Source organism: Micromonospora echinospora (assembly GCF_014203425.1).
Classification (GTDB): domain Bacteria; phylum Actinomycetota; class Actinomycetes; order Mycobacteriales; family Micromonosporaceae; genus Micromonospora; species Micromonospora echinospora_A.
The window spans coordinates 5,817,843-5,843,299 of the sequence record NZ_JACHJC010000001.1; the positions used below are offsets into that span (position 1 = coordinate 5,817,843).

24 protein-coding genes are annotated in these 25,457 nt (G+C 74.9%); 12 read left to right on the forward strand and 12 right to left on the reverse strand.

What is annotated here, in order from left to right:
• Positions 1–81 precede the first annotated feature (81 nt).
• Together FHU28_RS25975 and FHU28_RS25980 are read left to right on the forward strand one after the other, a co-directional pair.
• Complete coding sequence (locus tag FHU28_RS25975; protein ID WP_184686982.1) at positions 82–1,233, forward strand: cysteine desulfurase family protein; 1,152 nt, start codon at positions 82–84, stop codon at positions 1,231–1,233.
• Entirely contained in the window at positions 1,230–1,448 is a 219-nt protein-coding gene (locus FHU28_RS25980) for a sulfurtransferase TusA family protein (RefSeq protein ID WP_073831489.1), read from the forward strand. The genes FHU28_RS25975 and FHU28_RS25980 overlap by 4 nt, the downstream gene beginning before the upstream one ends.
• A 59-nt stretch (positions 1,449–1,507) precedes the next feature.
• On the opposite strand, the gene FHU28_RS25985 is transcribed toward FHU28_RS25980, so the two are convergent.
• The 4 genes from FHU28_RS25985 to FHU28_RS26000 form a co-directional block, all read right to left on the reverse strand.
• The gene (locus FHU28_RS25985; RefSeq protein ID WP_184686983.1) at positions 1,508–2,059 is read right to left on the reverse strand and encodes a P-loop nucleotide/nucleoside kinase family protein; all 552 of its coding nucleotides are present in this window, start codon (positions 2,057–2,059) and stop codon (positions 1,508–1,510) included.
• On the reverse strand, positions 2,056–3,030 hold the full coding sequence (locus tag FHU28_RS25990) for a carbohydrate kinase family protein (RefSeq protein WP_184686984.1): 975 nt from the start codon (positions 3,028–3,030) through the stop codon (positions 2,056–2,058). The genes FHU28_RS25985 and FHU28_RS25990 overlap by 4 nt, the downstream gene beginning before the upstream one ends.
• A gap of 179 nt (positions 3,031–3,209) precedes the next feature.
• Positions 3,210–3,578, reverse strand: coding sequence for an iron-sulfur cluster insertion protein ErpA (gene erpA, locus FHU28_RS25995; protein WP_184686985.1), 369 nt, complete (start codon positions 3,576–3,578; stop codon positions 3,210–3,212).
• 140 nt (positions 3,579–3,718) lie between these two features.
• Complete coding sequence (locus FHU28_RS26000) at positions 3,719–4,879, reverse strand: glycerate kinase family protein (protein WP_184686986.1); 1,161 nt, start codon at positions 4,877–4,879, stop codon at positions 3,719–3,721.
• 43 nt (positions 4,880–4,922) lie between these two features.
• Here FHU28_RS26000 and nadA point away from each other — a divergent pair, with 43 nt between their 5' ends.
• The 3 genes from nadA (at position 4,923) to FHU28_RS26015 (ending at position 8,379) form a co-directional block, all read left to right on the forward strand.
• Positions 4,923–6,098, forward strand: a complete 1,176-nt coding sequence (gene nadA / locus FHU28_RS26005; protein WP_184686987.1) for a quinolinate synthase NadA — start codon at positions 4,923–4,925, stop codon at positions 6,096–6,098.
• Between the two features lie 214 nt (positions 6,099–6,312).
• Complete coding sequence (gene murA, locus FHU28_RS26010; protein ID WP_184686988.1) at positions 6,313–7,668, forward strand: UDP-N-acetylglucosamine 1-carboxyvinyltransferase; 1,356 nt, start codon at positions 6,313–6,315, stop codon at positions 7,666–7,668.
• A gap of 102 nt (positions 7,669–7,770) precedes the next feature.
• Positions 7,771–8,379 (forward strand): DUF3043 domain-containing protein, encoded by a 609-nt coding sequence (locus FHU28_RS26015; RefSeq protein WP_073831484.1) that lies wholly within the window; start codon positions 7,771–7,773, stop codon positions 8,377–8,379.
• Between the two features lie 94 nt (positions 8,380–8,473).
• On the opposite strand, the gene FHU28_RS26020 is transcribed toward FHU28_RS26015, so the two are convergent.
• Together FHU28_RS26020 and FHU28_RS26025 are read right to left on the reverse strand one after the other, a co-directional pair.
• Complete coding sequence (locus tag FHU28_RS26020; protein ID WP_116507604.1) at positions 8,474–8,782, reverse strand: AzlD domain-containing protein; 309 nt, start codon at positions 8,780–8,782, stop codon at positions 8,474–8,476.
• Entirely contained in the window at positions 8,776–9,621 is an 846-nt protein-coding gene (locus FHU28_RS26025; protein WP_260413100.1) for an AzlC family ABC transporter permease, read from the reverse strand. The genes FHU28_RS26020 and FHU28_RS26025 overlap by 7 nt, the downstream gene beginning before the upstream one ends.
• A 67-nt stretch (positions 9,622–9,688) precedes the next feature.
• Between FHU28_RS26025 and FHU28_RS26030 the strand changes: the two genes are divergently transcribed.
• A complete protein-coding gene (locus FHU28_RS26030; RefSeq protein ID WP_184686989.1) occupies positions 9,689–10,249 on the forward strand; it encodes a helix-turn-helix domain-containing protein in 561 nt (186 codons plus the stop codon).
• On the opposite strand, the gene FHU28_RS26035 is transcribed toward FHU28_RS26030, so the two are convergent.
• The 3 genes from FHU28_RS26035 to FHU28_RS26045 are packed head-to-tail and all read right to left on the reverse strand — an operon-like array spanning position 10,233 to position 12,890.
• Positions 10,233–11,210 carry an ABC transporter ATP-binding protein gene (locus tag FHU28_RS26035; RefSeq protein WP_184686990.1) on the reverse strand — a complete coding sequence of 326 codons (978 nt, stop codon included), beginning with the start codon at positions 11,208–11,210 and terminating at the stop codon, positions 10,233–10,235. The two genes, FHU28_RS26030 and FHU28_RS26035, sit on opposite strands and share 17 nt — an antisense overlap.
• Complete coding sequence (locus tag FHU28_RS26040; RefSeq protein WP_311773654.1) at positions 11,207–12,046, reverse strand: ABC transporter permease; 840 nt, start codon at positions 12,044–12,046, stop codon at positions 11,207–11,209. The genes FHU28_RS26035 and FHU28_RS26040 overlap by 4 nt, the downstream gene beginning before the upstream one ends.
• Entirely contained in the window at positions 12,039–12,890 is an 852-nt protein-coding gene (locus FHU28_RS26045; RefSeq protein WP_184686991.1) for an ABC transporter permease, read from the reverse strand. Before FHU28_RS26045 ends, FHU28_RS26040 begins: the two co-directional genes overlap by 8 nt.
• 3,678 nt (positions 12,891–16,568) lie before the next feature.
• Here FHU28_RS26045 and FHU28_RS26050 point away from each other — a divergent pair.
• Complete coding sequence (locus FHU28_RS26050) at positions 16,569–18,890, forward strand: WG repeat-containing protein (protein WP_260413648.1); 2,322 nt, start codon at positions 16,569–16,571, stop codon at positions 18,888–18,890.
• A gap of 8 nt (positions 18,891–18,898) precedes the next feature.
• Here the strand turns inward: FHU28_RS26050 and FHU28_RS26055 are convergent, their stop codons facing one another.
• Positions 18,899–19,378: a cupin domain-containing protein gene (locus FHU28_RS26055; RefSeq protein WP_184686992.1), complete on the reverse strand. Its 480-nt coding sequence runs from the start codon at positions 19,376–19,378 to the stop codon at positions 18,899–18,901.
• 80 nt (positions 19,379–19,458) lie between these two features.
• Between FHU28_RS26055 and FHU28_RS26060 the strand changes: the two genes are divergently transcribed.
• Together FHU28_RS26060 and FHU28_RS26065 are read left to right on the forward strand one after the other, a co-directional pair.
• Entirely contained in the window at positions 19,459–20,118 is a 660-nt protein-coding gene (locus FHU28_RS26060; RefSeq protein WP_184686993.1) for a TetR/AcrR family transcriptional regulator, read from the forward strand.
• Between the two features lie 41 nt (positions 20,119–20,159).
• Entirely contained in the window at positions 20,160–21,158 is a 999-nt protein-coding gene (locus FHU28_RS26065) for an aldo/keto reductase family protein (protein WP_116507616.1), read from the forward strand.
• A 48-nt stretch (positions 21,159–21,206) separates the two neighbouring features.
• On the opposite strand, the gene FHU28_RS26070 is transcribed toward FHU28_RS26065, so the two are convergent.
• Both FHU28_RS26070 and FHU28_RS26075 read right to left on the reverse strand, forming a co-directional pair.
• A complete protein-coding gene (locus FHU28_RS26070) occupies positions 21,207–22,004 on the reverse strand; it encodes a site-2 protease family protein (RefSeq protein ID WP_184686994.1) in 798 nt (265 codons plus the stop codon).
• Positions 22,001–22,201 carry a hypothetical protein gene (locus FHU28_RS26075; RefSeq protein ID WP_184686995.1) on the reverse strand — a complete coding sequence of 67 codons (201 nt, stop codon included), beginning with the start codon at positions 22,199–22,201 and terminating at the stop codon, positions 22,001–22,003. The genes FHU28_RS26070 and FHU28_RS26075 overlap by 4 nt, the downstream gene beginning before the upstream one ends.
• A 176-nt stretch (positions 22,202–22,377) precedes the next feature.
• Here FHU28_RS26075 and FHU28_RS26080 point away from each other — a divergent pair, with 176 nt between their 5' ends.
• The 3 genes from FHU28_RS26080 to cobS are packed head-to-tail and all read left to right on the forward strand — an operon-like array spanning position 22,378 to position 25,447.
• Positions 22,378–22,587, forward strand: coding sequence for a hypothetical protein (locus tag FHU28_RS26080; protein ID WP_184686996.1), 210 nt, complete (start codon positions 22,378–22,380; stop codon positions 22,585–22,587).
• 48 nt (positions 22,588–22,635) lie between these two features.
• Positions 22,636–24,684, forward strand: coding sequence for a bifunctional adenosylcobinamide kinase/adenosylcobinamide-phosphate guanylyltransferase (locus FHU28_RS26085; protein ID WP_184686997.1), 2,049 nt, complete (start codon positions 22,636–22,638; stop codon positions 24,682–24,684).
• Positions 24,674–25,447, forward strand: coding sequence for an adenosylcobinamide-GDP ribazoletransferase (cobS, locus tag FHU28_RS26090; RefSeq protein ID WP_184686998.1), 774 nt, complete (start codon positions 24,674–24,676; stop codon positions 25,445–25,447). The genes FHU28_RS26085 and cobS overlap by 11 nt, the downstream gene beginning before the upstream one ends.
• Positions 25,448–25,457 lie beyond the last annotated feature (10 nt).

A 25,457-nucleotide genomic window follows, 5' to 3' on the forward strand; every position in this document is an offset into this window, starting at 1 on the left:
GACCGGCCAGGCCGTCTTGGGGTCGCTGTCCACCCCCATCGGGGGGATCTTGGGCGTAACCGGGCGATAGCGTGGACCGTCATGAGCGCCTCCCCGGTCTACCTGGACGCCGCCACAGCGGCCCCGCTGCATCCGGTCGCGCGGCAGGCGATGCTGGCCGCCCTGGACGACGGCTGGGCCGACCCGGCCCGGCTCTACTCGGCGGCCCGCCGGGCCCGCCAGCTCCTCGACGCCGCGCGGGAGGCCGCCGCGCAGACGCTCGGCGTCCGCGCCGACGAACTGTCCTTCACCCCCAGCGGTACGGCGGCAGCACACGCCGCCGTACTCGGTGGCCTGGCCGGGCGGCGGCGGGCCGGGGCGACGCTGGTGCACTCGGCGATCGAGCACTCGGCGGTGCTGCACGCCGCGCAGCGGCACACCGCCGGTGGCGGCGCGGCGGTGTCCGTACCGGTGAACCGGCTGGGCCGGGTGGACCTGGACGCCTGGGCGGCGGCGGTGGCCGCGCCCGGCGTGGCCCTGGCCGCGCTGATCGGGGCCAGTCACGAGGTGGGCACGGTGCAGCCGGTGCCCGCCGCGGCCGAGTTGTGCGCCGAGGCGGGCGTGCCGCTGTACGTGGACGCGGCGCAGCTCGTCGGCCGGGCGCCGCTGCCGCCGGGTTGGTCGGTGCTGACCGCCAGCGCGCACAAGTGGGGCGGACCGCCTGGCGTCGGGCTGCTCGTGGTGCGCAAGGGTGCCCGCTGGGAGTCGCCGTACCCGGCCGACGAGCGGGAGTCGGGGCGTACCCCCGGGGTGGTGAACCTGCCGGCGGTGGTGGCGGCGGCGGCGAGCCTGCGCGCGGCGGCTGCCGACGCGGCGGCCGAGGCGGCGCGGCTGGGTCCGCTGGTGGACCGGATCCGGGCGCGGGTGGCGGCCGAGGTGCCGGACGTGGAGGTGGTCGGCGACCCGGTGGACCGGTTGCCGCACCTGGTGACGTTCTCCTGCCTGTACGTCGACGGCGAGGCGCTGCTGCACGCGTTGGACCGGCGCGGGTTCGCGGTGTCGTCCGGCTCGTCGTGCACGTCCTCCACGGTGCGCCCGTCGCACGTGCTGGAGGCGATGGGGGTGCTGTCGCACGGCAACGTGCGGGTGTCGCTGCACCGGGAGACCACCGAGGCGGACGTCGAGCGGTTCCTGACCGAGCTGCCCGGGATCGTCGCGGGCCTGCGGGCGGAGGCGGGGGTGACGGACCTGTGAGCGAGCCGGACGAGGTGCTGGACTGCCGGGGGCAGCGCTGTCCCCTGCCGGTGATCAATCTCGCCCGGCTGGTGCCGGGGCTGCCGGCGGGCGCGGTGGTGCGGGTGCTGGCCGACGACCCGGCGGCGGCGGTGGACATCCCGGCGTGGTGCCGGATGCGCGGGCACGAGTTCCTCGCCGCGCACGAGGGGCCCGCCTACGACGTCCGGGTGTAAGGAAGGGCCCCTTCTTAACGCCTCCGGTAGAGGAAGGGGCCCTTCTTAACACCCAACGTTCAGCTCAGGTAGGCGAGGATGCCCGGCAGCGGGTCGGCCGCCACGGCGGTGTCGACCACCAGGCGCGGGCCGATCAGCGGCTCGTACTCGGCACGGCGGCGCAGCGTCAGCTCCCAGGTGCCGTCCTCGGGCGGGCGCGCGTCGACCCGGCGCCGGTGCTCCTCCTCGTCGCCGCAGTGCACCTCGATCACCCGCAGCGGCACGCCGGCCCGTTCGGCCACGTCGTGCCAGAGGCCCCGGGCGCTGGCGACCGGGTTCACCGCGTCGACCACCACGCTGAGCCCCAGGCCGAGCTGCACCTCGGCCAGCCCGGCAACCGCGCCGTACGCGGCCATGCCCGGCACGTCGCCGGTGAGGCCGTAGCGGTGCAGGGCCCGCTCGACCGGGTCGACCGGCAGGACCGGGGCGCGCAGGGCGACGCCGACCCGGGCGGCCAGGGTGGTCTTGCCCACGCCGGGCAGCCCGGCGAAGGCGACGAGAACCGGGCCGCCGGAGCCGGGGCGGACCGCCTCCGGGTCCACCCCGCCCGCCGGGACGGCCGCGCCGGTCACAGCAGGTGCGGCCGGACGTCCTCGGCGGCCGCGTCACCGTACGACTCGGCGAGTCGCTTCACGAACAGGTCGCGGCGGACCTCGTACTCCTGGCCGCCGAAGTTCTCCAGCACGAGCGTGGCGAGCAGGCAGCCGACCTGGGCGGCGCGCTCCAGGCCGACGCCCCAGTCGAGCGCGGCGAAGAATCCGGCCCGGAAGCCGTCGCCGACGCCGGTCGGGTCGACCGCCTGGATCTCCCGGGCGATCGGCACCCGGATCGTGCCGACCTCCCGGCCGACGATCTCCACACCCTGCTTGCCCAGCGTGGTGACCCGGACCTTGACCCGGTCGAGCAGCTGCTCGTCGGTCAGTCCGGCCTTGCTCTGCAGCAGCGACTTCTCGTACTCGTTGGTCATCAGGTAGTCGGCGCCCTCGACCAGGCCGAGCACGTCCTCGCCGTCCATCCGGGCGAGCTGCTGGGACGGGTCGGCGACGAAGGCGTAGCCCCGGTCCCGGCACTCGCCGGAGTGGCGGATCATCGCGGCCGGGTCGTTGGCGCTGACCAGCACCAGGTCGAGGCCGCCGAGGCGCTGCGCCACCGGGTGCAGCTCGATGTTGCGGGCCTCGCTCATCGCTCCGGCGTAGAAGGAGGCGATCTGGCACATGTCGGTGTCGGTGGTGCAGACGAAGCGGGCGGTGTGCGCCACCTCGCTGACGTGCACCGAGTCGCAGTCGACGCCGTGGCGCTCCAGCCAGGAACGGTAGTCGGCGAAGTCGGCGCCGACCGCGCCGAGCAGCACCGGGCGCAGCCCGAGCTGGGCCATGCCGAAGGCGATGTTGGCGGCGGTGCCGCCGCGCCGCAGGACCAGCTCGTCGACGAGGAAGGAGAGCGAGACCTTGTCGAGCTGGTCGGCGATGAGCTGGTCGGCGAACCGGCCGGGGAAGCTCATCAGGTGGTCGGTCGCGATCGAGCCGGTTACGGCGATCTTCATGTCAACCCTCGTGGTCGGGAGCACGGCGCGGTCAGCCTACCGGCCCCCGGACCGGCCGGACGGCGGTCGGTCACCAACCGGTCGATCAGCGCACACCCGGACGTCACGCACGGGGTACGACGAAGCGGCGGGCCGCCCCACTCGGGGACGGCCCGCCGCTTTTCGGTCGGTGCGTCGACTCAGCTGAAGGAGTCGCCGCAGGCGCAGGAGCTGCCCGCGTTCGGGTTGTCGATGGTGAAGCCCTGGGCGTCGATCCGGTCGGCGAAGTCGATGGTGGCGCCGGTCAGGTAGGGGGCGCTCATCCGGTCGACGACGACCTCGACACCGTCGAAGTCGGTGACGATGTCACCGTCGAGCGAACGCTCGTCGAAGAACAGCTGGTACCGCAGGCCGGAACAGCCACCCGGCTGCACGGCGACCCGGAGCCGCAGGTCGTCGCGGCCCTCCTGCTCGATCAGGGCCTTGACCTTCTGCGCCGCGACGTCGGTGAGGACGACGGTGCTGGGGGCCTTGGCCTCGGTCGACTCGGTCTGCGCTGGCGTGGTCACGTGGAAGTCTCCCTGCGCGGTATTAGGTCCGGACGTCCTGGCCAACGCCGCACGTCCGCCAGTGATTCCCGGTGTGGTCCGTCTTTCGATCGTACGCCGCCGTCGGCGTCACCACCCGGCGGCGTGACCAGCGGAACCGGTCAGCGGCTCCACTGCCCGGCCAGCCGCGCGCCGAGCGCGCGCAGCCCCTCGGCCGGGCGGGTCATCGCCGCGTCCACCCCCCCGTGCTCCTCGCCGCCGAAGTGCTCCACCAGGCTGTACGCGTCGGTCACGCCCGCCGCGGCCGCCTCCCGCCGTCCGGTGCTCACCCGTCCCGCCAGCACCACGCAGGGCACGCCCCGGTCCCGGGCGGCTCCGGCCACGCCGGCGACCACCTTGCCGCGCAGCGACTGGTGGTCGAAGGAGCCCTCGCCGGTGATCACCAGGTCGGCGGTGTCGAGCGCGGCGTCCAGCCGCACCGCGCGGGTGACCAGCCCGATGCCGGATTCGCATCGGCCGCCCAGCGCCAGCGCTGCCGCGCCGAGGCCGCCGGCCGCGCCGCCGCCGGGCAGCGTGCCCAGCCCGGGCGGGCAGCCCGGAAGCCGTTCGGTCAGCACCTCCGCCCAACGCTGCAACGCGGCGTCGAGCAGCAGCACGTCGGCCCGGTCGGCGCCCTTCTGCGGGCCGAAGACGCTGCTCGCGCCGTGCAGCCCGAGCAGCGGGTTGTCCACGTCGGTGGCGGCGACGAGCGTCGCGCCGCGCAGCCGGGGCTCCCCGTCGAGCGCGGCCACCTCGGTCAGCGCCGCGCCGCCGTACGGCAGGGCCCGGCCGGCGGCGTCGAGCGGGGTGACGCCGAGCGGTACGAGCATCCCGGCGCCGCCGTCGTTGGTGGCCGAGCCGCCCAGTCCCACCACCACTGTGCGCGCGCCCGCCTCGACCGCGGCGGTGACCAGCAGCCCCAGCCCGTACGAGGTGGTGGCCTTCGGGTCGCGTTCGGCGTCGGCGAGCAGGTGCAGGCCGCACGCCTGGGCGCTCTCCAGGTACGCCGTGCCGTCGTCGGTGAGCAGAATCTCACCGGTGGCCGGGCGGCCCAGCGGGTCGACGGTGGGCACCGGCAGCCGGCGTCCGCCGAGCGCCTCGGCGAGCACCTCGACGAACCCCGGTCCGCCGTCGGCCAGCGGCCGGACCAGCAGTTCGTCGCCGAGGGCGGCGTCCCGCCAGCCCTCGGCCACCGCGGCGGCCACCTCGGGGGCCGACAGCGTGCCGGCGAACTTGTCCGGGCAGAGCAGCACGCGCATGCGCAGCAGTGTGGCAGGCCACATCCGAGGCGGCTGCGGCGCGGGCGCGCTGTGGGACCATGGGGGCGTGACTTCGACCTGGGTTGAGCCGTCCAACACCGCCACGGCGCTGCTGCTCCTCGGCCGCGGCAGCGACCCCGCCACCGAACGTGGCGTGGAGTGTCCGGGTGATCTCCCCGCGCCGAGCGACCCCGATCTGGTGGCGCGCGCCGCCTCCGCGAAGGCCGCGCTCGGCACGAAGGTGTTCGTGCTGGGGCACCACTACCAGCGCGACGAGGTGATCCAGTTCGCCGACGTGACGGGCGACTCGTTCAAGCTGGCCCGGGAGGCGGCGGCCCGGCCGGACGCGGAGTACATCGTCTTCTGCGGCGTGCACTTCATGGCCGAGAGCGCCGACATCCTCACCTCGGACGCGCAGAAGGTGATCCTGCCCGACCTCGCGGCCGGCTGCTCGATGGCCGACATGGCGGTGCTGTCGCAGGTCGAGGCCGCGTGGGACACGCTCACCGACCTGGGCGTCGCGGCCGACACCGTTCCGGTGACGTACATGAACTCCTCGGCCGACATCAAGGGCTTCGTCGGCCGCAACGACGGCGTGGTCTGCACCTCGTCCAACGCCAAGCGCGCGCTGGACTGGGCGTTCGAGCAGGGCAGCAAGGTGCTGTTCCTGCCCGACCAGCACCTGGGCCGCAACACCGCGGTGCTGGAGATGGGCTTCTCGCTCGACGACTGCGTGCTCTACGACCCGCACAAGCCCAACGGCGGGCTGACCGCCGAGCAGCTGCGGGACGCGAAGATGATCCTGTGGCGCGGTCACTGCTCCGTGCACGGCCGCTTCACGCTCGAAAGCGTCAACGACGTACGTGAGCGGGTGCCGGGCGTGAACGTGCTGGTGCACCCGGAGTGCCGGCACGAGGTGGTGAACGCCGCCGACCTGGTGGGCTCGACCGAGTTCATCATCAGGACGATCGAGGCGGCGCCGGCCGGCTCGGCGTGGGCGGTCGGCACGGAGCTGAACCTGGTCCGCCGGCTCGCGCTGGCCCACCCGGACAAGCAGATCATGTTCCTCGACCGGGCCGTCTGCTACTGCTCGACGATGAACCGGATCGACCTGCCGCACCTGGTGTGGGCGCTGGAGGAGCTTGTCGCCGGCCGCGTGGTCAACCAGATCACAGTCGATCCGGAGACCGCCCGACACGCCCGGTCGGCGCTGGACCAGATGCTCGCACTTCCGGGAGCCTGATCACCCTCGGTCACCTCACTGGCACGGAAACGCACCGGACACCCCGGTTCGTGCCCTCGCTGGTGATGTGACCGATTCCATTTTCGTCACGGAGGGCTATGCTGCCGGGGCGATGACACATGCGGCCCGTTTTCCCATGGCCGCGTTCCGGGTAGCGATGAACTTCGTGCACCCATCACTAGACACAGCAGTACCCAACGCGCTGGAGGTTGCGTTGACCGACGACGTCCTGGTCGTACACGGAGGCACTCCGCTTGAAGGGCGGATCCGCGTGCGCGGCGCGAAGAACCTGGTGTCCAAGGCGATGGTGGCCGCCCTGCTCGGCGACACACCCAGCCGGCTGTTCGACGTGCCGCGTATCCGTGACGTCGAGGTGGTCCGCGGTCTGCTCGGCCTGCACGGCGTCAAGGTCAGCGACGGCGACGAGGAGGGCGAGCTGGTCTTCGACCCCTCGAACGTCGAGAGCGCCAGCACCGACCAGATCAACGTGCACGCCGGTTCCAGCCGGATTCCGATCCTGTTCTGCGGCCCGCTGCTGCACCGGCTCGGCCACGCGTTCATCCCCGACCTGGGCGGCTGCCACATCGGCCCGCGCCCGATCGACTTCCACCTCCAGGCGCTGCGCGAGTTCGGCGCCACAGTCGACAAGACGCCGGAGGGCCTGCACCTGTCCGCGCCCAACGGGCTGCACGGCACGAAGTTCGCACTGCCGTACCCGAGCGTGGGCGCCACCGAGCAGGTGCTGCTCACCGCGGTGATGGCCGAGGGCGTCACCGAGCTGCGCAACGCGGCGGTCGAGCCGGAGATCATCGACCTCATCTGCGTGCTGCAGAAGATGGGCGCGATCATCAAGGTGCACACCGACCGGGTGATCGAGATCCAGGGCGTCAAGAAGCTGCACGGCTACACCCACCGGCCGATCCCGGACCGGATCGAGGCGGCCAGCTGGGCGGCGGCGGCGCTGGCGACCCGCGGGCACGTCGAGGTGCTGGGCGCCCAGCAGGCCGACATGATGACCTTCCTGAACATCTTCCGCTCGGTCGGCGGCGAGTACGAGGTCACCGACCTGCGCCCGCCGCGCGGCGGCAGCTCGGGCCAGGAGGGCGGCATCCGCTTCTGGCACCCGGGCGGCGAGCTGAACGCGGTGGCGCTGGAGACCGACGTACACCCGGGTTTCATGACCGACTGGCAGCAGCCGCTTGTGGTCGCGCTCACCCAGGCCCGCGGCCTGTCGATCGTCCACGAGACGGTCTACGAGCAGCGGCTCGGCTACACCGAGGCGCTGAACACGATGGGCGCCAACATCCAGGTCTACCGGGACTGCCTGGGCGGCACCCCGTGCCGCTTCGGCCGGCGCAACTTCAAGCACTCCGCGGTGATCGCCGGGCCGAGCAAGCTGCACGCGGCCGACCTGGTCATCCCGGACCTGCGGGCCGGGTTCAGCCACCTCATCGCGGCGCTCGCCGCCGAGGGCACCTCCCGGGTGTACGGCGTGGACCTGATCAACCGCGGCTACGAGGACTTCGAGGCCAAGCTGGCCGACCTCGGCGCGCACGTCGAACGTCCCTGACCGTCCCGTTTCCCGCGCCCGGCGCCGCCCCGCGACGCCGGTCCGCCGGCCCGGTGCACCCGTGATGTGCACCGGGCGCGGACGGTTGGCTACCCTTGCCGCGTGCCGTCGCTGTTTCGCCGCAAGTCCGCCGACCTCGTCGAGGAGTCCGTCACCACTGTGACGACCGACGAGGAGTCCTCCGCCGCCCGCCCCCGGGGCTACACGCCCAGCAAGAAGGAACTCGGGCAGGTCACGCCGAAGCGTCCGGTCGCCGGGCGTCGGCCGACCGCGCCGGCCAAGCCGCTGACCAAGGAGGAGGCCCGCGCGCAGCGCCGCGCCGCCCGCGCCGAGGCCGCCGCCGAGTTCCGTCGCGAGGGCGGTCCGCGTGACCGGGGCCCCGAGCGGCTGCTGGCCCGCAACGTGGTCGACTCCCGGCGTACGGTCGGCACCTGGTTCTTCGGCGGCGCGCTGATCGTGCTGGTCGGCTCCAACCAGGCCATGCCGCCGATCGTGCGGCTGCTGTCGAACCTGCTGTGGGGCGCGCTCGCGCTCGGCGTGCTGATCGACTCGGTGCTCATCTCCCGGAAGATCAAGCGGCTGATCCGCGAGCGCTTCCCGAAGAGCACCGAGAAGCTCGGCTCGATCTACTTCTACGCGATCATGCGGTCGATCACGTTCCGCCGGATGCGCGCTCCCGCGCCCCGGGTGAACATCGGCGACAAGGTCTGACCGGACGAAACCGGAACCGGCCCCTTCCCGCTCCGGCGGTGAGGGGCCGTTCTCGTGCGGGAATCGACCGACGTCTTGCGGGAAGCGGCCGCGCTCAGGCCACGCCGAGCAGGCGCAGGAGCGCGGTGGTGGCCGCCGCCCCGACCACTACCAGCACGAACGGCGCCCGGCGCCAGGCGAGCACCAGGCCGACCAGCACACCGGCGGGCCGGGCGTACCCGGCGAAGCCACCGGCCTCGGTCAGCGCCGCGGTGGCGGCGAGCGCGGCCAGCAGCGTGGCGGCGCCGACCGGCAGCAGGTGCCGGGCCCATTCGGGCAGGTCCAGCCGGTCCCGCAGCAGCACTCCGGCGACGCGGAAGCCGTAGGTGCCGGCGGCCAGGGCGAGGATCACGGCGATCAGCACGAGCCCTCCCCGGCACGCACCTGGCGCCTCGCCCCACCGGCGTCCATCGGTCCGCCGATCCCGTCCGGCGCGGCGCCGGAACCGGCCGGCACGGCGACCGGGCCGCCGTCGCGCACGCGGCCGGGGTCATCACCCGGCGCGGTGTCCGGGTCGCCCGGCGCGGTGGGCGAGCGGCGGCGGGCCAGCATCGGCAGGGCCAGCGCGGCGAGCGCGAGCAGCACCGGCAGCCCGGCCGGCAGCAGCGGGGTCGCCAGCACGGCCAGGCCGGCGCCGAGGAGCGCCACCCGGCGCGTCTCCCGGTCGCGCAGGCTGGGCAGCAGCAGGGCGGCCAGCCCGGCCGGGAAGGCGGCGTCGAGTCCCAGCGCGGCCGGGTCGCCGGCCGCGCCCCCGGCGAGCACGCCGAGCGCGGTGCCGGCGTTCCAGGCCAGGAAGAGCAGCACCCCGGCGAGCCAGAACGCCCGGCGCCGCCCCGGTCCGGCCGGGCGGGCCAGCGCGAACGCGGTCGCCTCGTCGGTCATCAGGTGGCTGCCGAGCAGCCGCTGCCAGCGCCGGGAGCCGAGTGCGCCGCCGAGGGCCAAGCCGAACGGCAGGTGCCGGGCGTTGAGGAGCAGGCCGGCGAGGACCGCCGCGAGCGGGCTGCCGGCCACGACGAGGCCCACTGCCATGAACTGGGCGCCACCGGCGTAGACGATCGCCGACATGGCCAGTGCGGCCCAGGCGGGCAGGCCGGCGGCCACCGCCACGGCGCCGAACGACGCGCCCACGGCGAGCATCGCCGCGCCGATGGCGGCGACGTCGCGGAGCACCCGGGCGTCGCCCGTTCGGTATGCCGTACGCATGTCCATTATCCTGAACGCGAGAACGCTTGTTCGTCAAACCGAACAAACCGACCGCTGGAGCGAACACATGGCGATCGACCCCGCTCCCCCACTCGCCACCATCGCGGCAGCGCTGCGCCGCGAGCGCGAACGGGCGGGCCTGTCGCTGACCGAGCTGGCCCGCCGCGCCGGCATCGCCAAGTCCACGCTGTCCCAACTGGAGTCGGGCGCCGGAAACCCCAGCGTGGAGACGCTCTGGGCGCTCGGCGTGGCGCTGGACGTGCCGTTCAGCCGCCTGGTCGAACCGCCGGTCGCCGCCGTCCGGGTGGTACGGGCCGGTGAGGGCCCCCGGATCCGCTCCGAGCACGCCGACTTCTCCGCCACCCTGCTCGCCGCCGGGTCACCGCACATCCGGCGGGACGTCTACGTGATGGAGCTGGAACCCGGGGCGGTACGCCTCGCCGAGGCGCACACCCCGCGCAGCGTCGAACACGTCGTCGTGGCCGCCGGGCGGATGCGCGTCGGTCCGGAGACCGACCCGGTCGAGCTGGGACCCGGTGACTACGCCACGTTCCCCGGTGACACCCCGCACCGGTACGAGGCGCTGGCCCCCGGCACCTTCGCCGTACTCGTCATGGAGCACCCGTGACCGCGGCCGGCGCCCGGTAGAGCCGGGTCACGACCTCCTCGATGTCGGGCTCCACGATCGAGATGTCCCGCAGCGTGGCCAGGCCGGCCAGGCCGGCCACCACCTCGGCGACGGTCGCCTGTTCCAGCGCGAAGACCAGCCGCCGCCCGTCCGCCTCCACCCGCTGCACCGGCGCGCCGGGCAGCACCGGCGGCTCGGTCAGCGCCGCGTCCAGCTCGGCGACCACCATCCGGCGTGAGCCGTACCGGCGGTGCAGCTCGGCGATCGACCCGTCGTGCACCACCCGCCCGTGGTCGATCACCACAAGTCGCCGGCACAGCCGCTCGATGTCGGCCAGGTCGTGCGTGGTGAGCACGAGCGTGGTGTCGCCGGCCCGGCCCAGCTCGGCCAGGAAGCCCCGCACCGCCTGCTTGCTCACCACGTCCAGACCGATGGTCGGCTCGTCCAGGAACAGCACCTCCGGGCCGTGCAGCAACGCCGCGGTCAGCTCGCCACGCATCCGCTGACCGAGCGAGAGCTGCCGGACCGGGGTGTCCAGGAACCCGTCCAGGTCGAGCAGTCCCCGGCAGCGGGCCAGCCGGGCCGCGTGCGCGCCGGCCGGCACCCGGTAGACGTGCCGCAGCAGGTCGAACGAGTCCCGCAGCGGCAGGTCCCACCACAGCTGCGAGCGCTGCCCGAACACCACACCGATCCGCAGCGCCAGGCGCGTCCGGTCGGCCACCGGCCGCAGCCCGCACACCCGGGCCCGGCCCGCCGACGGCGTCAGCACGCCGGTGAGCATCTTCAGCGTTGTCGACTTCCCGGCGCCGTTCGGGCCGATGTAGCCGAGCATCTCGCCGCGCTCCACCCGCAGGTCGACCCCGTCGACGGCGGTCACCGTCCGCTTCTCGCGGCGCAACCGCCCGGCCCGGACCCGGACCGTGAACTCCTTGCGCAGCCCGTCCATCTCGATGACGCTCATGACCCCGTACTCCGGTAGTGACGGACCCCGACGCGCCAGGCCAGGGCGGCCGACGTCGCCGCGACCACCGCGACGCCCGGCGCGGCCCAGCCCGCCCAGGGCGGCAGGCCGAGCGGGTCGGCGCGGCCCAGCAGCGCCAGCGCCGGGTGGTAGCTGACGAAGGCGAACCCCATCCCGTACGCGAACAGCGCGCGGAACCAGCCGCCGTACACGGTGACCGGGTACGAGGTGAAGTCGCGCCCGCCGTAGGTGACCGAGTTGGCCAGCTCGCCCGAGTCGACCCAGTAGAACGACACCGTGGCGGTCAGCACGAAGACCGAGGCGAAGAAGACCACGGCGGCCAGCGGCGCGACGACTGCCAGCGCCACCCGGCCCGGTGTCCAGTCGATCCCCGCCGAGCCGAGCGCGAACAGCAGCACGGCCAGTCCGAACACGGCCCGGGACAGCTTGCGCAGCGGCAGGTCCATCAGCAGCAACTGCGGCAGCGCGCCGAGCGGACGGACAAGCACGGCGTCGAAGAGGCCGGTGCGCACGTACCGGGGAAGCCGTTCGATGTTCCCGACCAGCAGGTCGGCGGTGGCGAAGCCGCACGACGACAGGCCGACCACGACGAGCGTCTCGCGCAGCGTGAAGCCGCCCAGCTCCCGCGTCACGCCGAAGATCACCAGGACGGTGACCACGTCGAACACCGTCGCGCCCACGTTGCCGACCAGGTCCACCACGAACGAGGTGCGGTACGCCGCCTGCGAGCGCGCCTGCGCGCCGAGCAGCGCCCGGTACGCCCGCAGCGCGCCGCCGCCCTCAGCCACCGCGGGCGCGCTGCCGCCCTCAGCCACCCTGCACCACCAGGCGGCGCTCGGCACGACGCTGGACCAGCCGGCACAGCGCCAGCAGCACCACCACCCAGCCGGCCTGCATCCCGACCAGGGCGAGACCGGTGGACATCGGCTCCCGCTCCACGAGCACGTCGAGCGGCACCTGGAGGATGCTCGGGAACGGGGTGGCGTACCGCAGGACCGCCTCCAGCGGACCCGGCAGGAACCCGAGCGGGAAGTAGAGCCCGGCCAGCACGCCCGAGCCGAGCGTCCACAGGATCATCGGGCCCCGGACGTCCTGCAACCAGTACGCGGTGGCGTTGACCAGATAGCGGCAGCCGAAGCAGACCACCACCGCGAGCAGCGCGGAGAGCAGGAACAGCGGCACCGTGGCCCAGTGCCGGGGCACGTACACCGCGAAGAAGAACGGCCCGATCACCAGCGGCGGCACCAGCCGGGCCAGCGCCGCGAACCCCGCCCGGCCCAGGTCGGTGGCGAGGTAACTGGTCACCGGATGCACCGGCCGCAGCAGGTCGGCGGCCACCTCGCCGGTGCGGATCCGGTCGGCCAGATCGGTCCAGCCCCAGATGGCGATCACCGCCAGCAGCCCCTGGCCGGCCCAGACGAACGTGGCGAGCTGCGCCCGGTCGTAGCCGGCCACAGTGCCTGCCGCGCCGGCCGCGGCGAGGAAGATGTAGCAGCGCAGAAAACCGAACACGGTGTTGGTGCACAGCCCCGCCACGGCGGCCTGGCGGTAGGTGGCGTGCCGCCGGAACCCGGCCGCCGCGATCGCGCCGAATGTCCGAAACCATGGGGTAACGTGTGCGCCGGTGGGTGGTGCCACAGTGGCGGTGACCGAGCCCACGCCGCTACCCTCCTTCCGCAGCCACGACGTGCTGGACCGGGCGACTGTACCGGCACGTCCGGCGCCCCAGCGCGAGAATTTCCAATGAGGTGACACCGCCGTGAGCGAGCGACGCGAGCCGGCCCCGGGGCCGTCCCGCGCGAGCGGCGGGAGGGGTTGCCGATGAGTGGCTGGGGCAGCTGGCGCGAGCCGGCCGAACCGGCCTGGGCCGCCGAGCCCACCCACGAATGGCAGCCGCAGTTCCCCGGGCAGCGCTACCCCGGTGACATCGGCATCGAGAACCTGACGCCGCGCCGCCGCGCCGTGGTCGGCCGGGCCGAGGTACGCCCGGTCAGCCCCACGCCCGACGCCGACCCGTACCCGGTCAGCCCGGCCGGCGCGAACCCGGTCAGTCCGGCCGGGTTCCATCCGGTCCGTCCGGCGCCCGACGCCGATCCGTATCCGGTCAGCCCCGCGGGGGCGCACCCGATCAGTCCCGCCGGATTCCATCCGGTCAGCCCCGCGTCCGGCGACGCCTACCCGGTCAGTCCCGCCGGTCCCCGGCCGGGCCGTACGGCGCACGGCGGGAGCGGGCACCCGGTCCGCCCGGCGGGTTCACGCGACGCGCATCCGATCAGCCCGGCCGGGCCCCGCCGGGCCGATCCGGTGAGTCCCGCGGGTCCGCGCGACGCGTACCCCGTCAGTCCGGCCGGCCCACGCGACGCATACCCGACCAGTCCCGCCGGCCCAGGCAGCACGTACCCGGCCGGTCCGGCCAGTCCAGGCGGCACGTACCCCACCAGTCCGGCCGGCCCACGCGGCACGCACCCGGCCGGTCCACACGGCACGTACCCGAACGGTCCCGCCGGTCCGCGCGGGGCCGAGCCGGCGGGGTCCGGCGGTCCGCGCGGTGGCGGCCCGGCCGGTCCGGCCGCTTCCCGCGGCGCATACCCGGTCGGGCCCGCGGGTCACGGCGGCCAGCGCCCCGCCGGCAGCACTCCGGACGATCGTCGCGGGCACCCCACGGACGGGCGGCGGCCCTGGCCGGAGGATCGGCACCGCACCGGCCCGCCCACGCCGCCCGAGCAGCGGCTCGACCAACGCTGGGTACGTCCCGACGCCGCACCGCGCCGGCCGTCCCAGCCGGGCTGGATGCCGGAGCCGAACGAGTTCCCGCACGATGCCGAGCGCCGGGCCGACCGCCCGCACCAGGCCGACGGACGCCGCGCCCCGGTCGAGGGCCCGCCTGCCGCGTCGGAACAGCGGTGGGGCCCGGCGTCCGACGCGCGGCGGGACCACTCCCCCGCCGGGCGCCGCGAGTCCACGCCCGACGGACGCCGTGACCGCTTCCCGGACGAGCGCCGGGAGCCGCCGTTCGACGGGCGGCGCGACCACGGCGCCGGGCGTCCGGCCGATCGGCGCGACGACGCCGTGTCGCCGCTGGAGCGAGGCGCGGCCGGGTGGGGCCAGCCGGGCCGGGACGGTTGGCGCGGCACCGACGGTGACGGCTGGCGTGACCCGAGCCGGCGTCCCCCGGTGGAGCGGCGTGAGCCGGTGGACGGCCGCGCCCCGGCAGATCACCGCTCGCCGACGGACGGCCGGGCGCCGACGGGTGGCCGTTCCCCGGCGGATGGCCGTGCGCCGGGCCGGGAGGCCGCCGCGTACCCGGAGACCCAGCGCCGCGCGCCCGAGAACGGGCATCCGCAGACCGAGCCCGACCGGTACGGCGCACCGCGTCCCGCCGCCGACCAGCGGTGGCAGGGTCAGCGCCCGCCGGCCGACCGGTCCCGCCCGCACCAGGGCGAGTGGCCGATCGTCGAGCCGAGGTCCCGTCCCGAGCCGGACACGCGCCGGCCGGACGAACGGCAGCGCCCGCAGGAGGAACGGCCGGCGCCGCAGCGGTACCCGGTGCCGCCGTCCGACGCCGCCCGCCCCGACGCACGCCACCCGGAGCAGGGCAGTTCCGTCCGCCCAGGCTCGCGGGACACCCGGCCGACCGGTCCGGGCAATCAGTCCGACCTCGCCGGTCACCGCGACGAGGCGCGCTCCCAGCCCTCCGCCACCCGGCCGCCCACCGCCATGCCCCGCCCCGAGCCCGGTCGGTCGCAGCCCGACGCTGCCGCCCGCCCCGAGGCCCCTGCCCCGCAGTGGCCGACGCGGCCGGACTCCCCCCGGCCGGGATCGCCCGACCGGAGTCCCGCGCAGCCGGACGACCGCCGGTCGTCGCCGGATGCACGCAGGCCGGCCCCGCCGGACGAGCGCAGGTCGACGCCGCCGGTGCAGTGGCCGGTGCGGCCTGCCGGTCACCCGCCGCCCCGAGTCGCCGACGGCCGGGAGACGGGACCTGTCGAACCGGCCGCACACACCCGCCCCGACGACCGTCCCCGGGTCGCCCCGGGACGCCCTGATCCGGTGCCGCCGTCGGCCGCGCCCGGCCGTTCCGGGGAAGGCTCGGCCACGCCTCGGACCGGCGACACCCCGCGTCCGGCATCTCCTGAGCCGCAGGCCGGCGTGTCCGTCGCGGGCACTCCCGCTTCCGGCGCGGTCACCCCCGCCGCGTCGCCTTCCGACGCGCCCATTTCCCGTGCGCCCGCTTCGGGTGTACCAGTTGCCGGAGACCGGCCTTCCGGGGTGCGCGATTCCGGTCCGGCTGTTTCCGATCTACCCGTCTCCGGTCCGGCTGTTTCCGGTCCACCCGTCTCCGGTCCGGCTGTTTCCCGTGTGCCCGCTTCGGGCGCACCCACATCCGCAGCGCCCGCGTCCGGCGCGTCCACTACCAGCGCACCCACGTCCAGAGTGCCCACGTTCGACGCCCCCGCTTCTGACGCACCCGCGCCTGGCGCGTCCACCTCCGACGCACCCAACTCCGGCGCGCCCAAGTCCGCCGCACCCACGACCAGCGCGTCCACGTCGGGAGCGTCCGCTTTCGGCGCGTCCGCTGCCGGAGTACAGGGTCCGGGTGGCCCGGGAGCAACGGGCCGTAGCGAGGGGGCGACTCGGCCCACGCCGCCGCAGGACCGGACCGGCGAGCGTCCCGGCTCGCCTTCTACCGACCGGGTGAGCCCGGCCCAGGCCGCGACGGCTCGCCCGGCACCACCCGCTTACCCGGGTTCCGTGCCCGCACAGCAGACCGCCGACAGGCCGGCCGTACCCACGTCGGCCGGACCGGTCGAGCAGCGAACCGACGCCAGGCCCGCCGACTCGGTGGAGCACCCCGCCCCGACCGCGCCCCGGCCCGGCGACGAGCCCGTCGCCACCGGCGAGCCCGAAGCCGGACCGGACGCCGGAGCCACGCCGGGGGCGGATGCCGGTCGTCGCGAGTCCGAGCTGAGCGCTCCGTCCACGTCGGCCACTGAGACCAACCGGCCCGACGCCACAGTCACCCCCCAGCCCACGCCCGGAACAGGGCAAACGGCAACCGGCCCGGCCATCGACCGGACCCACGAGCCGTCGGAGCAAGCCAAGCACCCCCATGCGGAGACGACGACCACTCCGTCCTCCCCCGCCACGGACTCCGGCCCCGAGGCATGGTTCCGCCCCAGCCAGCCCACCACCCCGGTCGCCGCCGAGGCTCCGAAACCGCCGGAGATCTTGGAAGATTTCGGCCCCCCTGGGGGCCATTTCGTACCAAGATCTTCGGCGGACCGAGCTGAGCCGGCGACGCCCCACCCAGGGGCGCCAGCGGGAGATGCCGCCGCAATGTCGGCCCGTGTCTCCGGGGCGGGTGCGGACGGGGTGGGCACGGCCTCGACGCTGCCCGGGACCGGCGTCACCACCCCGTCCGACGCCGCAACCAGCAACGACACACCGGCTGCACCGGCCGCCACCAGCACCAGCACCAGCACCAGCACCAGCACCAGCACATCCACAAGCACCGCCGACGCGCCGACCCGCCCCACACCGAGCGCCGACGTGCCAGCCGGTGGCACACCGGCGGAGCGAGGAACGACCACCGACCCGGCGGCCGGACGCCTGGACACGTCGGCCGGGCCCGCCTCCGGCGGCGAGAACGCGGGCAATCGCATGTCCGCCGACACCGCAAGCGGCGGGCCGGTCACCGACGCCGAACCGCCGGTCACTGTGGAGGCGGCACCCGGCGCGACCGCGCCCACATCGGATTCCGCGCCGAACGGCACCACTCCCTCCGTCGACGCCGGAGCCACGCGGGGCGCAGCGGCATCAGAGGCCATCGGTGGGGCACCGACGGAACCGACGGCAACCGACGACCCGCACGGGTCCGCTCACACCGAGGACAGGGCCGCCGCGCCGGAGCCGGTCGGCACCCCGGTCCACAGCGACCGCACCGACCTCCCAGCCGCGCAACCGGAGCCCGTCGGCATCCCCGCCGCCGCCGAGCGCACCGGCATCACAACCTCGCAGCCGGAACCCGCCGACACCGACCACACCACCGACATCGCAGCGCCGCAACAGGAGCCCGCCGGCACCCCTTCCGCCGGGCCGGGCGACGACTCCGGCAACGAGACCACGCCGACCGACGCGACCGGTGACCCGGACCCCGCACCCGCCGAACCCGCGACCGGCGGCGAGCCCGCAGCCCACACCGACGCCGCAGCCGTCGACCCGGAGCACGACCGCGAGCCCACACCACCCGAGCCGACCGACGCGCCGACCGGTCAGACCGACAACGCGCCGACTCCCCGTACACAAGAACCGGACGCCGAAGCGGACGCCGAGCCGCCGGTACCGCCGCCGGCGGACCCGGAGCAGGCCCTCGCCGCGGTCGGTTGGCGGCTGGATCCGCGTACGCTGCGCGAGGAGGCGCCCGATCCGGCGCAGTTGCGGCTGATCCGGGACGGCCTGACCGGCAAGCTCGACACCACACTGGACAACCGTGGCCGGGCCCGGCTGCTGAGCCTGCGGGCGGTGGCGTCGCGGATCCTCGGCGACCTGGACGACGCGCTCGGGGACGCGCGGCTGGCCGTCACGTACGCGGAATCGACAGGTGAGCTGCGGCGTAGCGCACTGGCCCGCGCCCGCCTGGCCGAGGCGCTGCGGTGGCGGGGTGACCACGCGGAGGCCGACCGGCTCTTCGCCGAGGCGAACTCGCCGGAGCTGCCGGACCCGCTGCGCGCGCTGCTGCACGAGCACGCCGGGCGGAGCTGCTACGACCAGGGCCGGCTAACCGAGGCGTGCCTGCACTTCGAGCGGGCGCTGGACCTGCGTCACGGCGAGGACGCGCCGATGAACGCGCGCGTCGAGGTGGCGCTGGACGCGGTCGCGGAGCGGGCCGCCGCCGACGGTTTCGGTCCCGCGCCGCGCCGGCCCGAGGAGGTGCTCGGCGCCCCGCGTCTCCCGGTGGCGACGTTCGACGAGGAGCAGCAGCTCTGGGGGTACGCGAACGCCGACGGCGAGATGGTGATCACGCACCGGTACGCCGAGGCGCAGCCGTTCCACGAAGGGCTGGCCTGGGTACGGCGTCCGGAGGCGTCCCGCTGGGCGCTGATCGACACGTCCGGCGCGGCGCTGATCGAGGCGAACAACGGCTACCGGGCGGTGGGCGCCTTCTCCGAAGGGCTGTCCTGGGTGTCGATGGACGGCAAGGGCCGCTGGATGGCCGTCGACCGGATGAACATCGTGCGGATCCCGCCCGGGTACGAGGAGGTCAGGCCGTTCCGCAACGGCCTGGCTGCGGTACGGCAGAACGGCGGCTGGGGCGCGGTGGACCTCACCGGCGAGGTGGTGGTGCCGACCCGGTACCACGGTCTCGGTACGCCGCTGGCCGACGGGCGGAGGGTGGACGGGTTCACCGCCGACGGCCTGGCAGTAATCGAGCTGGCCGGTCGCCGGGGCGTGGTGGACCGCAGCGGCCGGGTGGTGGTCACGCCGGCGTACCCGACCGTGGTGGTGCATCCGGTGGCGTTCCTGGTCGCCACGGAGTCGGGCCGATGGGGCGCGCTGGACCGGCGCGGCGAGCCGCTCATCGACCCGGTGCACCCCGGCCGCGCGGCGGTGGTCGCGGAGATCGACCGGCTGCTCGCCGACGCCAGCCCGGTGCTCTGACCCGCACCTCACGCCGACGGCGGAGGGCCCAGCAGTTCGATGCCGTTGCGGGCGGCGGCGTGCCCGAGCGCGGCCGGGTCGATCGGGGCGGGGTCGGGCAGCCGGCGTTCGAGCGCCGGTACGCCCGCCTCGGCGGCGAACCGCTCGAACCCGGCCGGGGTGGTGATCTGGAGCGCGCGCAACGGCTCGTCCGGGCCGACCACGAAGGTGTGCGCCAGCCCGACCGGCAGCAGGACGAAGTCACCGGGCCCGGCGGTGAGCATATGGCCGTCGCAGAGGAACCGGGCGGTGCCGGAGAGCAGGTAGAACATCTCGTCCTCGACCTGGTGGCGGTGCAGCGGCGGGGCGAAGCCGGGCGGGTTCACGAACTCGGCGACGGTGAGCCGGTCCCGGGTGTGCCGGCCGCCGGCCTTCAGGGTGCACAGGTTGCCGAGGAACCAGTACGCCTCGCCGTCGTGGGGCCCGAGCAGGTAGGGGCGGATGGACATGACGGCCTCCCGATTTGGATGAACGGAGCGATATTCGATAGTCAGCAGTCTGCTGAATACGTTGTTAGTATCGCGAGGTCATGGCTGGAGTCAAGGACGGCAAGGCGACCCGCCCCTACCGCTCGACGGTGCGCGTGGAGAACGCGCGGCGTACCCGTCAGGCGGTCGTGCGGGCGGCGACCCACCTGTTCGTCACACACGGCTACGCGGCGACGTCGCTGGCCGACGTGGCCGCTGCGGCCGGCGTCGCCCGGCCCACCGTGTTCGCCGCGTTCGGCTCCAAGGCCGCCCTGCTGCACCAGGTGCTCGACGAGGCGCTCGCCGGTGACGACGAGCCGGTGCCGGTGGCGCGTCGCCCGTGGTTCCAGCCGGTCTGGGAGGCGACCGACCAGGGTGCGGTGCTCGACGCGTACGCCGGGGTCTGCTCGTTGATCGGTCACCGCGCAGCCGGCGCGTTCGAGGCGGTGCGTCGCGCGGCGGACGAGGCGCCCGAGGTGGCCGAGCTGTGGGAGACGCTGCTGCGCAACCGTCGCGCGGGCGCCACCATGGTGGTCGACCACCTGCTCACCCTGGACGGTCCGCTACGGGCGGGCGCGGGCACCGAACGCGCGGTCGACACGCTGTGGTTCTACAACGACCCGGCGCACTACGCGGCGTTGGTGCAGCGGTGCGGGTGGACGGAGGAGAGCTTCCGGGAGTGGCTCGGCGCCCGGATGCGGGACGCGCTGCTGCCGGGGTGAGCCGCACGGCGGGGATGACCCGCCAGGACTAGGGTCGGGCCATGGAATTCCGTCACCTGGGCCGCTCCGGCCTGATGGTCAGCGAGATCTCGTACGGCAACTGGATCACCCACGGCTCGCAGGTCGAGGAGGACGCCGCGCTCGCGTGCGTCCGCGCCGCCCTCGACAGCGGCATCACCACGTTCGACACCGCCGACGTGTACGCCGGCACCCGGGCCGAGTCGGTGCTCGGGCGGGCGCTCAAGGGTGAGCGCCGCGAAGGGCTGGAGATCTTCACCAAGGTCTACTGGCCGACCGGGCCGGGCCGCAACGACCGGGGCCTGTCCCGCAAGCACATCATGGAGTCGATCGACGGCTCGCTGCGTCGCCTGCAGACCGACCACGTCGACCTCTACCAGGCCCACCGCTACGACTACAGCACGCCGCTGGAGGAGACGATGGAGGCCTTCGCCGACGTCGTGCGTTCCGGCAAGGCGCACTACATCGGCGTCTCCGAGTGGAAGGCGTCGCAGCTGCGCGAGGCGCACGCGCTCGCCCGCGAGCTGCGCATCCCGCTGATCTCCAACCAGCCGCAGTACTCGATGCTGTGGCGGGTCATCGAGACCGAGGTGATCCCGGCCAGCGAGGAGCTGGGCATCGGTCAGATCGTCTGGTCGCCGATGGCGCAGGGCGTGCTGTCCGGCAAGTACCTGCCGGGGCAGCCGCCGCCCGCCGGCTCCCGCGCCACCGACGAGAAGTCCGGCGCGAACTTCATCGCGCGGTTCCTGAACGACGACGTGCTCACCCGGGTGCAGCGGCTCAAGCCGCTGGCCGAGCAGGCCGGGCTGACCATGCCGCAGCTCGCCGTCGCGTGGGTGCTGCAGAACCCGAACGTCGCCTCGGCGATCGTCGGCGCGTCCCGGCCCGAGCAGGTGCACGACAACGTGAAGGCGGCGGGCGTGAAGCTCGACGCCGACCTGCTCAAGGCGATCGACGAGATCGTCGAGCCGGTCACCGAGCGGGACCCGGCGAAGACCGAGAGCCCGGCGCAGCGTCCGTGACGCCCCTCCCCGGGCCGGCGCGACCGCCGGCCCGGGGACGCACGACGCTCAGCCCTGCCAGAAGCGGATCAGGGCGAACCCGATCTGGTACAGCTCGCGCGGCAGCCCGAGCGCGTCGCCGACCGCGAACACGGCACCGAAGAACGCCCGGTTGATCTGCGGGCTCCACAGCAGCGCGAACAGCAGGATGAAGCCGTACGGGGCGAACAGGTCGTACATCCGCCGGTAGGCGGGGCTGAGCCAGGGCTGGAGCATGTTGCCGCCGTCCAGGCCCGGCACCGGCAGCAGGTTGAGCACGCTGGCGGTGAGCTGGAGGAACGCGAGCAGCCCGACGCCGGCCCAGAACTCCAGCGGCCCGCCCAGCTCGGGGCCCCACGCCACGGCCGCCACCAGCACCAGCGTGAACAGCACGTTGGTGGCCGGCCCGGCCAGGCTGACGAGCGTGTGCCGCAGCCGGCCGGGGATGGCGTGCCGGTCCACCCAGACCGCGCCGCCGGGCAGGCCGATGCCGCCGAGCAGTACCACGACCACCGGCAGCACGATCGACAGCAGTGGGCTGGTGTACTTCAGCGGGTTGAGCGTCAGGTAGCCCCGGTGGGCGATGTCCCGGTCACCGGCCCGGTACGCGACCACGGCGTGGGCGTACTCGTGCAGACAGAGTGAGACCAGCCAGCCGGAGACCACGAAGAGGAACACGTCGAACCGGACGTTGCCGTACCGGTTCCAGGTCATCACCCCGCTGGCGACGAAGAGCGCGACCAGGGCCAGGAAGATCGGGCTCGGCCGGAACGCCGCCCGGGGCACGCCGAGGACCAGCGGCTCGCCCGGGCGGTCGTAGCCGGTCATTCGGCCGGGGGTTGCAGGCTCATCCGGTAGTCCACCCGGTCGTCCTCGACCAGCACGACTGTGGTGACGCCGGATGCCGCGAGCTCCCGCCAGGTCTGGCCGATCCACGACTCGGCGTCCGCCTGGCTCGGGAACGACTCACCCGGTCCGTCGACCGCGTCGCCGTTCGTGCCCTCGTACCGCCAGCTCCACGCCATGCCGCGTCTCCCCTCGCCGCCGTCGTCCCGCAGGACGCCAAACCTCCGCAAGCCTAGTCGCCCGCCCACGACGCTTCACCCCTCGACCGGCGCGGGCCGACGCGCGGGTGCCCGCAAGGTTCGGCCGTCACCAGCGGGGTATCCACGCCGGGACGTCGCCAGCGAGGGAGGACACCATGCGGCCGTTGCGGGAGATGGACACCGAGGAGGTACGGGCGATGGCGGTACGCGGCGGCATCGAGGCGGCCCACGAGATGGACCGGGAGGAGCTGCTCGACGCGCTCCTCGCCCGCCCCGGCGAGGGAGCCTGGCAGGAGGATCCGAAGCCGGTTGACGTGAATCCCAACGACTATCGCTTCGGGGCCCCCGAGCGCCGACCGCGATGAGCCACCTCTCACTGCCCCGCCCGGGCGGCGGCATCTAAGGTACGGGGCATGTCCGTTGACGGGTGGCACACCCTCCTGGTGCTCGGCGGTATCCGCTCCGGCAAGTCCGAGTTCGCCGAGTCGCTGGTCGCCGACGCGCCCACGGTCCGGTACGTGGCCACCGCCCCCGCCGGGGACCCGGAGGACACCGAGTGGGCGACCCGCCTCGCGGCGCACCGCGCCCGCCGGCCGGGGAGCTGGACCACCGAGGAGACCGCTGCGGACCCGGGCCGGCTCGCCGAGGTGATCACCACCGCCGGGCCCAACGAGACGCTGATCGTGGACGACCTGGGCGGCTGGGTGACGGTGCTGCTCGACCCGGCCCACCAGCCCGCCGACGACACCGCCACCATCGCCGAGCTGGCCACGGCGGTCCGGTCCAGCGAGGCCCGGCTGGTGCTGGTCAGCCCGGAGGTGGGCCTGTCCCTGGTGCCCTCCACGCCGCTGGGCCGCGCGTTCACCGACGCGCTGGGCGCGACGAACCGCGCGGTGGCCGACGCCTGCGACGCGGTCGCGCTCGTGGTGGCCGGCCAGGCCGCGTGGCTCAAGCCGGCCGCCCCCGCGCACGCGGCGCACACCGTGCCGCCCGCCGGCACGTCGCCCGAGGCGGAGCCGAGCCGCGCCGCGACGCCCGGGACCGATCCAGGCGCCGCCGCGGGGCTCGGGGCAGCCAGGGCGCCCGAGGCCATGCCCGCCGAGGCCACGTCCGGCCGGGCCGTACCGGCCGACTTCGGCGCCGGGGACGTGACGCTGCCCGAGGTGCTCACCCCGGCCGCCGCCCCGGTGCCCGGCCCGGCCACGCCGGAAGCGCCCGGTACTGGTGACTGGGCCGCCCCCACCATGGCGCTGCCGATGATCGCCACCGGTCTGGTGATCCAGCCGGGCATGGAACTGCCGATGCCCGACGACTACACCGGTCCGCAGGCGGTCGACCGGCTCGCCACGCTCGACGTACCCGGCGCCGGCCTCGGCGTGCTGGAGCAGGTGGTCGGCTTCGCCGCCGCCACCCAGGGCACCTCGATCCCGCGTCCGTGGGACGCCGTGCGGGTGCTGCTGATCCACGGCGACCACGCCGGCGGCGCCTCGGCCGGCGCGGTGCCCGGCGAGTCCGCCCGCCGAGCCCGGCAGGCCCGCGCCGGCCGGGGCGCGCTGGCCCGGCTCGCCGCCGAGAACCGCGCCGATCTCCAGATCGTCGAGGCGCCCACGTCCGCGCCGATCGAGTACGGCCCGGCCCTGCCCGCCGACGAGGTCGAGGCGGCGCTGCGCTACGGCTGGCGGCTCGCTGAGCAGGCCGCCGACGCGGGGGTACGGCTGCTGGTGCTGGCCGCCTGCGGAGCCGGCGCCGAGGCGGCCGCCGCGGCGGTGCTCGCGGCCACCGCGGGCGCGGAGCCGCCCACTGTGCTCGGCCGGGTGGTCACCGAGCAGGGCGAGATCGACGACGCCGCCTGGATGGTCCGCTGCGCGGCGGTACGCGACGCGCTGCACCGCACCCGCCGCTCCCCGCGCGAGGCCAAGGACATCCTGGCCGAGCTGGGCGGCGGCGACATCGCGCTGGCCACCGGCGTGCTGCTCGGCGCCACCGCGCGGCGGCTGCCGGTGCTGCTGGACGGTCCGGTCGGCACCGCCGCCGCGATGGTCAGCCGCGACCTGGCCGGCCAGGCCCGGCACTGGTGCCTGCTGCCCGACCACGGCGGCCGTCCGGGCGTGCGCCTGGCCGCCGACGTGCTCGGCCTGACGCCGCTGGTGGACCTGCGGCTCGACCTGGGCGAGGGGGCGACCGCGCTGGCCGCGCTGCCGCTGCTGCGCTCCGCGCTGACGCTCGCCGCCACGCTGCCGGTACACCCGTCACTCGGCGGCGACGACAGCGACAGCGGAGACCGCAACAGCGACGGCACCGGCGGCGACGACAGCGGCAACAGCGACCGCACCGGTTACGGCACCGGACCGGACGAGCCGGACTTCACAGAGCCGGACTTCACCGAGCCGGAACCGGCCGGGCCGGGGCCGACCACGATCGGGTCCGACGAGCCGGTCTCCCCCGGCCGACGTGCCGACTGAGGCGCGGCTCGCCGACGGCATCCGGCTGGCGCTCACCACGTTCACCACTGCCCCGGTACGCGCCGGCCGGGTCGACCGGGCCGCCGCCGGCACCGCGATGGCGCTCGCCCCGCTGGTCGGCGCGCTGCTCGGCGCCGTACTCGGCGGGGTGCTGCTGCTCACCGGCGCGCTCGCGCCCCCGCTCGTCGCCGCGGTGGTCACTGTGGGGCTGGGCGCGCTGCTCACCCGCGGGCTGCACCTAGACGGGCTGGCCGACACCATGGACGCGCTCGGCTCGTACCGGCGTGGTCCGGCCGCGCTGGAGATCATGAAGCAGCCGGACGTCGGCCCGTTCGGGGTGGTCGCGCTCGTGGTCGTACTCCTGCTTCAGAGCGCGGTGCTCGCGGAGCTGGCCGGGCGGGACACGCTCGCCGCGTTCGCCGCCGTGGTCGCGGCGAGCGCGGCCGGACGGCTCGCCGTCGGCCTGGCCTGCCGCCGCGGGGTGCCGGCGGCCCGGCCCGAGGGCCTGGGCGCGCTCGTGGCCGGCACGGTCGGGTGGTGCGCGCTGGCGCTCGGCGCGGTCGCCGTCGCGCTGGCGGCCGTGCCCGCCGTCCCGGACCGTCCGTGGCAGGGGCCGCTCGCCGTGCTCGGCGCGCTCGCCGTCGCGGCCGGGCTGCTCCGGCACCTGGTACGCCGCTTCGGCGGCATCACCGGCGACGTGCTCGGGGCGCTCGTGGAGGTCGTCACCACGCTGTCCTACCTGGGACTGGTGCTGACCGGCTGAACGCCACCGG

Excerpts from the sequence above, each read along its gene's own strand:
- FHU28_RS25975 (WP_184686982.1), top strand. The coding sequence starts at position 82 with ATGAGCGCCTCCCCGGTCTACCTGGACGCCGCCACAGCGGCCCCGCTG.
- FHU28_RS25990 (WP_184686984.1), bottom strand. The coding sequence starts at position 3,030 with ATGAAGATCGCCGTAACCGGCTCGATCGCGACCGACCACCTGATGAGC.
- FHU28_RS26000 (WP_184686986.1), bottom strand. The coding sequence starts at position 4,879 with ATGTGGCCTGCCACACTGCTGCGCATGCGCGTGCTGCTCTGCCCGGAC.
- FHU28_RS26025 (WP_260413100.1), bottom strand. The coding sequence starts at position 9,621 with ATGCGTACGGCATACCGAACGGGCGACGCCCGGGTGCTCCGCGACGTC.
- FHU28_RS26030 (WP_184686989.1), top strand. The coding sequence starts at position 9,689 with ATGGCGATCGACCCCGCTCCCCCACTCGCCACCATCGCGGCAGCGCTG.
- FHU28_RS26035 (WP_184686990.1), bottom strand. The coding sequence starts at position 11,210 with ATGAGCGTCATCGAGATGGACGGGCTGCGCAAGGAGTTCACGGTCCGG.
- FHU28_RS26050 (WP_260413648.1), top strand. The coding sequence starts at position 16,569 with ATGTCGGCCCGTGTCTCCGGGGCGGGTGCGGACGGGGTGGGCACGGCC.
- FHU28_RS26055 (WP_184686992.1), bottom strand. The coding sequence starts at position 19,378 with ATGTCCATCCGCCCCTACCTGCTCGGGCCCCACGACGGCGAGGCGTAC.
- FHU28_RS26060 (WP_184686993.1), top strand. The coding sequence starts at position 19,459 with ATGGCTGGAGTCAAGGACGGCAAGGCGACCCGCCCCTACCGCTCGACG.
- FHU28_RS26065 (WP_116507616.1), top strand. The coding sequence starts at position 20,160 with ATGGAATTCCGTCACCTGGGCCGCTCCGGCCTGATGGTCAGCGAGATC.
- FHU28_RS26070 (WP_184686994.1), bottom strand. The coding sequence starts at position 22,004 with ATGACCGGCTACGACCGCCCGGGCGAGCCGCTGGTCCTCGGCGTGCCC.
- FHU28_RS26075 (WP_184686995.1), bottom strand. The coding sequence starts at position 22,201 with ATGGCGTGGAGCTGGCGGTACGAGGGCACGAACGGCGACGCGGTCGAC.
- FHU28_RS26080 (WP_184686996.1), top strand. The coding sequence starts at position 22,378 with ATGCGGCCGTTGCGGGAGATGGACACCGAGGAGGTACGGGCGATGGCG.
- FHU28_RS26085 (WP_184686997.1), top strand. The coding sequence starts at position 22,636 with ATGTCCGTTGACGGGTGGCACACCCTCCTGGTGCTCGGCGGTATCCGC.